The sequence below is a fragment of the Microterricola pindariensis genome, assembly GCF_002936985.1.
Classification (GTDB): Bacteria; Actinomycetota; Actinomycetes; order Actinomycetales; family Microbacteriaceae; genus Microterricola; species Microterricola pindariensis.
Genome location: NZ_MPZN01000097.1, coordinates 1 through 9,762, shown reverse-complemented (window position 1 = coordinate 9,762; position 9,762 = coordinate 1). Strand labels below are relative to the sequence as shown.

Here is a 9,762-nt window from a genome sequence, read left to right as displayed (position 1 = left end):
AGGGTGCCACCTTCCTCCTCGCCTCCGGCACCCGGGCCGGGATCACCGGCCCGCTCGCGGCTGCCGACTGGCTGGCGGTGGCCGACGTCACGCGGTCGCACGGTCGGGCAGCCGCCGGAACCGGGGCGATCATCCGCTCCGCCGCAGTCATCGCTGAGAGTGACGCCGAGCGGGCGGCGGCCCACCTGATCACCGACCGGGTCGAGGCGCAGTTCGTGGACGGGCGCGTCGTCGCGCGCCGCGAGCGGCGGATCGGGGCGATCACCCGCTCCTCCGTGCCGGTGCGCGTCCGGGCCGACGAGGGCGGGCGGGATGCCGCCCGGCGTGCCCTCGAGGCGCAGGGGCTCGGGGTGTTCACGTGGTCGGAGGCCGCCGATGGCCTGCGCCGGCGCCTCGCCCTACTGCACCGCGAGCTCGGCGCCCCCTGGCCCGACGTCTCGGATGCCGCGCTGCTCGACACCCTCGATTCCTGGCTCGGTCCCGAGCTGTCCGACCTCGCCGCGGGCACACCGGCCGCGCGCATCGACCTGGCCCCGGCGCTGCGGCGCGTGCTGCCGTGGCCGGAGGCGGTCGGCCTCGATGCTCTGGCCCCGGAGCGGCTGGAGGTACCCAGCGGATCCCGCGTCCGGCTCAGCTACCCGCCGGTCGATGATGCCGTCGCCCGCCCGGTCGTGGCGGTGAAGCTGCAGGAGTGCTTCGGCTGGGCGGAGACTCCGCGACTCGTCGGCGGTCGGGTCCCGGTGCTGTTCCACCTGCTGTCGCCCGCCGGCCACCCCCTCGCGGTGACGGACGACCTTGCGTCGTTCTGGGCCGGCCCGTACGCGCAGGTGCGCGCCGAGATGCGCGGCCGCTACCCGAAGCACCCCTGGCCAGAGGACCCGTGGTCCACCGCGCCCACCCGGCACACCACGCGCCGCGCCGCGCTGCAGCACCCCGGAGACGCACCCCACGGGAGGTGAAAGCGAGCAAGGGAGGCCAGAATCTGAGATTCTGGCCTCCCCTGCTCGTGTGTGCCTCCGTTGCGGATGCCGCGGCGCCGGCTTAGCTCGGGGCGAGGTCCGCGAAGCGCGAGAAGTGGCCGTGGAAGGCCACGGGCACGGTACGCGTGGGGCCGTTGCGGTGCTTGGCCACGATCAGGTCGGCCTCGCCGGCGCGCGGGCTCTCCTTGTCGTAGACGGCTTCACGGTGCAACAAGATCACCATGTCGGCATCCTGCTCGATCGAGCCCGACTCACGGAGGTCGCTGATGGCGGGCATCTTGTCTGCACGCTGTTCGGAACCACGGTTCAGCTGCGACAGGGCGATGACCGGAACCTGGAGTTCCTTGGCCATCAGCTTGAGTGCACGGGAGAACTCCGAGACCTCCTGCTGGCGGCTCTCGACGCGCTTGCCGGAGGTCATCAGCTGCAGGTAGTCGATGACGACCATCTTGAGGCCCACGCGCTGCTTGAGCCGGCGGCACTTGGCGCGGATCTCGACGAGGGTCATGTTGGGGGAGTCGTCGATGTAGAGCGGGGCGTCGTTGATGCGCCCGCGCACCTGGGCAATTGTTGTCCAGTCGCGGGATTCGATCTTGCCCTTTCGCATGCTCTGCAGGGGCACGGCGGCCTCCGCAGAGAGCAAGCGCATGGCGATCTCGGATCGCCCCATCTCGAGGGAGAAGAAGATGGCCGGCATGTTGTGGGTGATGGCCGCGGAGCGGGCGAAGTCCAGCGCCAGGGTCGACTTGCCCACCGCGGGTCGCGCCGCAACAATGATCATCTGACCGGGGTGAAAACCGTTGGTAAGTTCGTCGAGTTCGATGAAACCGGTCGGAACACCCGTCATCGAGCCGTCTTTGTGCGAAGCAGCCTCGATCTCGTCCATCGCGGCCGTGACGGCCTCGGTCAGCGGAACGTAGTCTTCGGTCTCGGTGCTGCCGGTGACGGAGTAGATCTCGGCCTGGGCGTTGTTGACGAGGTCGAGCACCTCGCCCTCACCGGAGTACCCCATCTGCACGATGCGGGTGCCGGCCTCGACCAGGCGGCGCAGCAGGGCGCGCTCGGCGACGATGGAGCCGTAGTAGCCGGCGTTGGCGGCGGTCGGCACCATGCTGGTGAGCGAGTGCAGGTAGTCGGCTCCGCCGGCGCGGGCCAGCTCGCCCTGCTTGGTCAGCTCATCGCTGACGGCGATGACGTCGGTCGGCTCGCCGTGCGAGTAGAGCGCGAGGATGGCGTCGAAGATCAGCTCATGCTTGGGGATGTAGAAGTCGGGGCCGCGGAGGGTCTCGACGACGTCGGCGACGGCGTCCTTGGACAACAGCATGCCGCCGAGCGCGCTCTGCTCGGCAAGCAGGTCGTGCGGCGGGGTGCGGTCGGCGCGCTCGGCGCGCTGCGGCTCTGGTGAATCTGAGAGCCCAAGATGTGCGATCGACACGCGGTGCCTCCTCGGCAGACTGGACTACCGGCCGAAGCCGGTCAATGGGGGTGGGACGGGAACAGCTGGACCCATATCCAGTGATAGCGGGTACCTCTGACAGAGCGGCTAGCCGGGTGGAAAAAACCCAGTCCAGAACACGCCGACGAGTACCGCTGGAGCCACCATACGGATAGCGCAAGGGCAACTCAACCCAGCCTGTGGATAACGCTGTGCACAATCTGCGCGAAACGCCACCAGTGTTGTGCAAAGCCTGTGGGAACTCCTGTGGACAACAAACTTTCTTTTGCCCATAAATGCAACTTGACCAGCGGTAATTTCTACTCACAACTGTGAGAAAAAAGTAGTTTTCCACAGCGCCTAACGCGGGTCCGTTTCCACACTCCCCTGTGCACAGAACGGGGGTATTGCGTTCTCTGAAACCAGTTAAAACAGTTATGGCGGTGGGCCTGAGCCCACCGCCATAACGCAGCCTTTTACAGCCGGAGTTTTACGCCTACTTGGCGGAGACCACCTGGAGGGTGATCGCAGCCGACAGCTCGTCGCGGAGACGAACGGTGACCTGGTGAGTGCCAACGACCTTGATGGGGTTGGGGATCTCGACCTTGCGCTTGTCGATGGTGCCGAGTCCGGCAGCAGCAACAGCGTCAGCGATATCGGTGGTCTTCACCGAACCGAAGAGGCGGCCTTCGGCGCCGGTCTTGACGACCAGCTTGACCTTGGCGGCCTCGAGGGCTGCCTTGAGGGCCTGTGCCTCTTCGAGCGTGGCGAGCTCACGAGCCGCGCGAGCGGCCTTGATCTGCTCGACCTGCTTCTCGCCACCGCGGCTCCACTGCACGGCAAAGCCCTGCGGAACCAGGTAGTTACGGGCGTAGCCGTTCTTCACCTCGACGACATCGCCGGGGGTGCCGAGGCCAGTGACCTCGTGCGTCAGAATCAGTTTCATGTCTTTGCTCCTCAGCGTCCGCTGCCGGCGTATGGCAGCAGGGCCATTTCGCGGGCATTCTTGACGGCACGGGCGATCAGACGCTGCTCCTGCACGGAAACGCCTGTGATGCGGCGGGCGCGGATCTTTCCGCGCTCAGAGATGAACTTGCGAAGCGTCGCGACATCCTTGTAGTCGATGACACCAACGCGGATGGACTTCGCGGGAGCGGCGTTCTTGCCGCCCTTGGCTCCGCGGAGTGGCTTGCGGCGGTCGCCGCTGCTCTTTCCAGCCATGGTCTTTCCTTTGTCTTGAAGTATTTACACCCGGGCGCCGCGCACTGCGGCATCCGGAAGCCGGCCCAAGGGCCTAGAAGGGGGTCTCGTCGCTGTAGCTGCCCGGGGTGTTCCAGACATCCTGGCCGCCGGAGGCGGCAGGGGCGCTGGGGGCCCACGGCTCTTCGACGGCTCCACCGAAGTTGCCGCCCTGAGGGGCAGCACCGCGGGGGGCGCCAGAAGACTGGGCACGCGTGACAGACGCAGTTGCGTAACGAAGCGAGGGGCCGATCTCGTCGACATCCAGCTCATAGCTGGTGCGCTTCTCGCCTTCCTTCGTCTCGTAAGAACGCTGCTTGAGACGCCCGGAAGCGATAACGCGGGAACCCTTGGTCAGTGAACCGGCAACGTGCTCGGCGAATTCACGCCAAACGCTCGCGCGCAGGAACAGTGCTTCGCCATCGATCCACTCGTTCTTCGCACGGTCAAACGTGCGCGGAGTGGAGGCAATGGTGAAGTTGGCAACCGCCAGTCCGTTCTGCGTGTAACGCAGCTCGGGGTCTGAGGTGAGGTTGCCCACCACGGTAATTACGGTCTCGCCGGCCATCGGGACTAAGCGTCCTTCGCAGCCTTGGCCGGAGCGGCTGCCTTGCGGGCGGCCTTCTCCTCGGCGAGCTTCTGTGCAGCGGCAACCTGAGCGATTCCCTCTTCTGCGCGCAGCACCTTGGTACGCATGACTGCTTCGCTGAGCTTCAGCTGGCGGTCAAGCTCCGTGGTGGTTGCGGGCTCTGCGGTGAAGTCGACGACGGCGTAGATGCCTTCGGTCTTCTTGTTGATCTCGTATGCGAGACGGCGGCGACCCCAGATGTCAACCTTGTCGATCGTGCCACCATCGTTGCGAACAACGTTGAGGAACTTGTCAAGGCTGGGAGCTACGGTGCGCTCGTCGATCTCGGGATCGAGGATAACCATCAGTTCGTACTGATTCATGACTAACCCACCTCCTTCGGACTAAAACGGCTGCAGACGTTCTGCAGCAGGAGGGTTGTGCATGTGTTGGACACGGAGGCCAGAGATCCCGGCGCGTGAGCAACCTTCCGATTGTAACGGATGCCGGAGGCAAATGCGAGCCAGCTCCGGGGGCGCTACTCGCCCGCCAGCGCGGCGTTGGCGGCATCCTGTGCCTGCTGCAGGCCGCTGCCGAGGGGAAGCTCCGCGGAGAACACCTGGTCGAGGATGGGGGAGTAGGCGGCCTCGACCTCGCCGAAGTTCACCGACGTCGGCGGCGTCACGGTGGGCGCATCGTTCGCGAGCACCTCGAAGAACTTCTTGACGTCGACATCCTTGGCGCCCCAGAAGTCGAAGTAGGCCTGCTGGGCCGCGACCACGCCGGGCACCGCCGCGCCGCTGGCGCCGACGAAGTGGTTGCCCTCTGCCGAGCCGAGCCACTTGAGCACGGCCGTCGTCGCCTCCGGGTGCGCGGTGTGCGCGTTGCCCGCGGCGACGATGCCGTTGGTCACCGAGACCCGCCCGGCCGGGCCGGCCGGCATCGACGCGGCGCCCCACTCGAACTCGGCGCCGTCGAACACGTAGGGGAGGTTGTACAGCCCGGACTGGAACAGGGCCAGCCTGCCCTCGACGAAGGCGTCGCGGGCGGAGTCGGGGTCGGTGTTGCCGACGGCGGGGGGCGCGACCTTGTGGGTGTTGATGAGGTCGACCTGGTAGCCGATCGCCTGCGCGGCCAGCTCCTCGGCGAACGTGAAGACGCCATCGGTGTCGAAGGCCCCTCCGTTGGAGCCGATCGTCGGCAGCAGGATGGCCTGCAGGTCGTTTCCGGCGTTGTAGCCGTACTGGACCACCGTCGACCGGTCGAACTCCGGGTCGGTGACGGCCTTGCCGCGGCTGTCTCTCGTCAGCGCCTGCAACACCGGCAGCAGGGTGTCGGCGGCCGGGTCCGTGCTCCAGGCCACGTCCTCCAGAACCGCCGGGTCAATGCCGGCCGCGGCCAGCATCGCCTTGTTGTAGTAGACGCCGATGCCGGCATCCGAGAGCTGGGGGACGCCCCAGAGGGTGCCGTCCCTCGTGAACTCGCGCACCACCGCGCGGTCCCAGTCGTTCTTCGCGCGCGTGCCCAGGGCCGCATCGATGTCCATCAGCTTGCCGCCGTCGGCCAGATCGGTGAGGTAGGAGTTGTTCACCCAGAAGATGTCGTCGGCCCGGCCGCCGGCCACGTCGTCATCGAGCTGGCCCCAGTACTGCGACCACGGGATGACGGTGACATCGACGGAGATGCCGGGGTTCTCGGCCTCGAACGCCGCGAAGGAGGATTTGTACGCTGCCGCGACCCGGTCGTCCCAGAGGCGCACGGTGACGATCGTCTTGCCGGAGCCTGCGATCGCGCCCGCGGCCAGCACGCCGCCACCGAGGGCGAGCACGGCGACGAGGGCGCCGAGCGCCACCGTCATGAGCGTGTTGCTGCGCAGACTCTTCACTGAAAACCTCCGCGTCGAACGCTATCAGTGGGCGCTCACCCCGCGTCCGGCCCCCATCCGGGTGCATTTCAGCTGGGTGCGGGTCGACTCGGTGCCGCTCAGGCGCGGGCGGCCCACCAGGCGAGCAGCCGCTCGGTGGCGGCCTCCTCGCCGATCTTGCCCTCGTCCAGCCGCAGCTCGAGCAGGAACTTGTACGCCTCGCCGACCTCGCGACCGGGGCGGATGCCGAGCAGGCGCATGATCTGCTCGCCGTCGAGCTCCGGCCTGACCGCGTTCAGCTCCTCCTCCTCGGCCAGCTGGGCGATGCGCTCCTCGATGTCGTCGTAGGCGAATCCCAGGCGGTCGGCCTTGCGCCGGTTGCGCGTCGTCACGTCGGCGCGGGTGAGGATGTGCAGGCGCTCCAGCTGGTCGCCGGCGTCGCGGGCGTAGCGGCGCACCGCCGAGTCGCTCCAGGCGCCCTCGGTGTAGCCGAAGAAGCGCAGGTGCAGCTCGATCAGCTTGCCGACAGCGGCGATCGTGTCGTTGTCGTAGCGGAGCTCGCGCAGCCGCTTCTTGGCGAGCTTCGCCCCGACGAGGTCGTGGTGGTGGAAGCTGACCACGCCGCCGGCCTCGAGCCGCCGGGTGGCCGGCTTGCCGATGTCGTGCAGCAGGGCGGCCAGGCGCAGCACGAGGTCGGGGCTCTCCAGCTTGCCGCGGGACTTCTCGTAGCCGATGGCCTGCTCCAGCACCGTGAGGCTGTGCTGGTAGACGTCCTTGTGGTGATGGTGCTCGTCGATCTCCAGGCGCAGCGCAGGCAGCTCTGGCAGCACAATGGCGGCGATGCCGGAATCGACGAGCAGCTCGAGGCCGGCGCGCGGGGCATCCGTCTTGAGCAGCTTGGAGAGCTCGTCATTGACGCGCTCGATCGAGATGCGGCGGATGCTCTCCGCCCCGGCCTTCATCGCCGTGAACGCCGCGTCGTCGAGGTCGAAGCCGAGTTGGGAGGCGAAGCGGGCGGCGCGCATCATGCGCAGCGGGTCGTCGCCGAAGGACTGCTCCGGGGCCGCCGGCGTGCGCAGCCGGCCGTCGAGCATGTCCTCGATGCCGCCGGACGGGTCGACCAGCGTCATCTGCGGCAGCCGGAGCGCGATCGAGTTGACCGTGAAGTCGCGGCGCAGCAGGTCGTCATCGAGGGAGTCGCCGAAGACGACCTCCGGCTTGCGGGTGCCGTCGACGTAGCTGTCGGCGCGGTAGGTGGTGATCTCGACCGTCTCACCGGCGATCTTGGCGGCGATGGTGCCGAACTGGCGGCCGATGTCCCACTGCGCCTCGCTGATCGGCGTCACGATCGCCAGGATCTCGTCGGGGGAGGCGTTGGTGGTGAAGTCGAGGTCGTTGGTGCCCCGGTCCAGGAAGGCGTCGCGCACCGGCCCGCCGACCAGGGCGAGCTCGTGGCCCGCCTTCTCGAAGGCCGAGGCCAGGCGTGAAACTGCGGTCGTCGCCGCAAGATCGCCCAGCCGGGCAAGGGCCGCCGCGACACTCTGCATGAACACCATATTAAAGGGTGCGCGGCCCGGTGCAGCGGCCACACAGGGCGCCAGCATAGAATCTGGGGATGGTGGCCGAGTCTTTGCACACGCGTCGGCCTGCATTCTTCGAGGGTTTCCGCGCCCGCATGCATGGCGGCGCACCCCGTCGACGATCACCGAAACGCCCGCTTGCCCTCCTCGCCGTCGCTCTTCTCGCGCCGGCGTTGCTCGGTCAAGTCGCCGTCTCGGCCGCGTCCGCCGCACCGGTGCAACCCGGCACGGTCATGCAGGCCGTCCCGCAGTCCGACGTCGTCGACATCGTCGTCGCCCCGGCGCATGGCGCCGTGCTGCGGCCGGGGGAAGACCTGCAGCTCTCCGTCACGGTGAGCAATGGCACCAGGGAGGCACTGAGCGCGACCCGGATCGCCATCGGCCTGAGCGACGACACTCTGAGCGAGCCCGCCGAGCTCGCGTCCTGGCTCCAGCCCGGTGCCGAGGAGGCAGCCGATACCGATTCGCTGAACTCGGGCGTTCCGGATGACGGCCACCTCGTCGCCATGGTTGACGGCCCGTCCGTTGCCGGCGGCGCGAGTGCCTCGATCCTGGTCACGGTGCCCGCCGCCTCGCTGGAGCTCGACGGCACGGACTGGGGCGCCCAGGGAATCGTCGGCAGTCTCCTGGCCGATGACGTGGTGATCGCGAATTCGCGCAGCACCACCGTGTTGCTTGCCGGAGACGTGCCGCGCAGCCCGCTGAGCGTCGCCACGCCGATCACCGCCCCGGTGGACTCCCTCGGGCTGATCCCGGGCGACCTCCTCGCCGCGTACACGGCACCGGGCGGCATGCTCACCCGCAGCCTGGATGTCGCCGTGGACCACACCGCGGCGATCGCGCTCGACCCCAAGATCCTCGTGTCGATCCGGGTGCTGGGATCCAGTGCACCGCGCAGCGCGGTGGACTGGCTGACCCGCCTCGACGCCGCCCCCAACGAGGTGTTCGCACTGCCCTACGCCGACGCGGATCTGGCCGCCCAGGCCCAGCTCGCCGTCGAGCCGTTCCTGGCACCGCTCTCCTTCGACTACGCGATCGACGCGAACAACTTCTCCACCGAGACGCCTGGCCCCACCGCGACCCCCAGCGACCAGGCCACCCCGGGCGAGACCGAGGGCGGGGCCGAGGGCGTGGTGCCCGCCGAGCCCGACACGAGCACCCAGCCCAGCACGCTGCCGCCGATCGACGCCGTTCCGGGCACCGGGGTTCCCACCATGGAGCAATTGCTGGCCTGGCCGTACGCGATGGACGGGATCGCCTGGCCCGCGCCGGGAACCGCGAACGCGGCCATGCTTCCCGCCTTCACTGCCAACGGCTTCGACACCCTGATCGTGGGCGGCTCCAACATCTCGAACACCGACGTCCTCTCCGAGGACTCGGTGCAGCCGCCGGCATCCACCCGCGCAGGGGACACCACGCTGCTCGTGGCGGACACCGCGTTGAACACCGCACTGCAGGAGGCGCTGTCCGCCGACCGCGAGATCGACTGGCAGGCCGCCATGGCTCGCGCGGCCGCGGCCGTCGCCGTCGCGGCGGGGGAGGCCTCGCCCCGCCCCCTGCTGGCCGCACTTCCCCGCGACTGGCCCAGCAACCCCGGCTACGTCAACGCGACGCTCCTCGCCCTGGAGCAGCTGCCCGTCGCCGCAATCACCCCGGTGAGCGCGCTTCGAGCCGCGCCTGCCGGCGAGGTCGCGCTCAGCGAGGGCGCGTCGTCGCCCGAGCGGCTCGAGACGATCTCCAGCCTGCTGGAACGTGAAACCGCCTTGACTGGTTTCAGCACCGCCGTCGCGGACCCGGCCACCATCACCGGGCCGGAGCGCGCAACGCTGATGTCCCTCCTCGGCGTCGGCTGGATCGCCGACGACAGCGCCTGGCGCGACGCCGTCAGCGAGGATCGACTCCGCACCAGCCAGATCCTCGAATCCGTCAGCGTCGTGCAGAGCCCGTCCGTCCTCGTGGTCGGCGGCAGCGCCCAGTTCCCCGTGACGGTGCAGAACGCCTTCACCGAGCCCGTCACGCTGCGGGTCAACCTGCTTCCCTCCAACGGCCGCCTCGTCGTCGACGAGTCCGCCGAGGTCACCATCAACGCCGGCTCG

Annotated in this window: 9 protein-coding genes; 2 read left to right on the top strand and 7 right to left on the bottom strand. The window is 68.5% G+C overall.

The window, feature by feature from the left end; genetic code table 11:
• On the top strand, positions 1–959 hold a 959-nt coding region (locus tag GY24_RS16505), incomplete at its 5' end, for an ATP-dependent helicase C-terminal domain-containing protein (RefSeq protein ID WP_324778439.1).
• Between the two features lie 82 nt (positions 960–1,041).
• Here the strand turns inward: GY24_RS16505 and dnaB are convergent.
• From dnaB to GY24_RS16470, 7 genes are all read right to left on the bottom strand, one after another.
• Positions 1,042–2,415 carry a replicative DNA helicase gene (dnaB, locus tag GY24_RS16500; protein ID WP_104477625.1) on the bottom strand — a complete coding sequence of 458 codons (1,374 nt, stop codon included), beginning with the start codon at positions 2,413–2,415 and terminating at the stop codon, positions 1,042–1,044.
• Positions 2,416–2,911: 496 nt separating this feature from the next.
• On the bottom strand, positions 2,912–3,361 hold the full coding sequence (gene rplI, locus GY24_RS16495; protein WP_083362448.1) for a 50S ribosomal protein L9: 450 nt from the start codon (positions 3,359–3,361) through the stop codon (positions 2,912–2,914).
• An 11-nt stretch (positions 3,362–3,372) separates the two neighbouring features.
• Positions 3,373–3,636 carry a 30S ribosomal protein S18 gene (gene rpsR, locus GY24_RS16490; protein ID WP_012039648.1) on the bottom strand — a complete coding sequence of 88 codons (264 nt, stop codon included), beginning with the start codon at positions 3,634–3,636 and terminating at the stop codon, positions 3,373–3,375.
• Between the two features lie 73 nt (positions 3,637–3,709).
• Positions 3,710–4,222 carry a single-stranded DNA-binding protein gene (locus GY24_RS16485; RefSeq protein ID WP_055841345.1) on the bottom strand — a complete coding sequence of 171 codons (513 nt, stop codon included), beginning with the start codon at positions 4,220–4,222 and terminating at the stop codon, positions 3,710–3,712.
• Between the two features lie 5 nt (positions 4,223–4,227).
• Positions 4,228–4,605: a 30S ribosomal protein S6 gene (gene rpsF, locus GY24_RS16480; protein ID WP_083362447.1), complete on the bottom strand. Its 378-nt coding sequence runs from the start codon at positions 4,603–4,605 to the stop codon at positions 4,228–4,230.
• Between the two features lie 155 nt (positions 4,606–4,760).
• Complete coding sequence (locus GY24_RS16475; RefSeq protein ID WP_104477623.1) at positions 4,761–6,107, bottom strand: ABC transporter substrate-binding protein; 1,347 nt, start codon at positions 6,105–6,107, stop codon at positions 4,761–4,763.
• 98 nt (positions 6,108–6,205) lie between these two features.
• Positions 6,206–7,633, bottom strand: a complete 1,428-nt coding sequence (locus GY24_RS16470) for a CCA tRNA nucleotidyltransferase (protein WP_104477627.1) — start codon at positions 7,631–7,633, stop codon at positions 6,206–6,208.
• A 68-nt stretch (positions 7,634–7,701) separates the two neighbouring features.
• On the opposite strand from GY24_RS16470, the gene GY24_RS16465 reads away from it, so the two are divergent.
• Positions 7,702–9,762 (top strand): DUF6049 family protein (locus GY24_RS16465; protein ID WP_324778437.1); only part of this gene is annotated, 2,061 nt, incomplete at its 3' end.

Bases quoted from the DNA above. Each gene is read 5' to 3' on its own strand.
- rplI (WP_083362448.1), bottom strand. From the start codon at position 3,361: ATGAAACTGATTCTGACGCACGAGGTCACTGGCCTCGGCACCCCCGGC.
- GY24_RS16485 (WP_055841345.1), bottom strand. From the start codon at position 4,222: ATGGCCGGCGAGACCGTAATTACCGTGGTGGGCAACCTCACCTCAGAC.
- GY24_RS16470 (WP_104477627.1), bottom strand. From the start codon at position 7,633: ATGCAGAGTGTCGCGGCGGCCCTTGCCCGGCTGGGCGATCTTGCGGCG.
- rpsF (WP_083362447.1), bottom strand. From the start codon at position 4,605: ATGAATCAGTACGAACTGATGGTTATCCTCGATCCCGAGATCGACGAG.
- rpsR (WP_012039648.1), bottom strand. From the start codon at position 3,636: ATGGCTGGAAAGAGCAGCGGCGACCGCCGCAAGCCACTCCGCGGAGCC.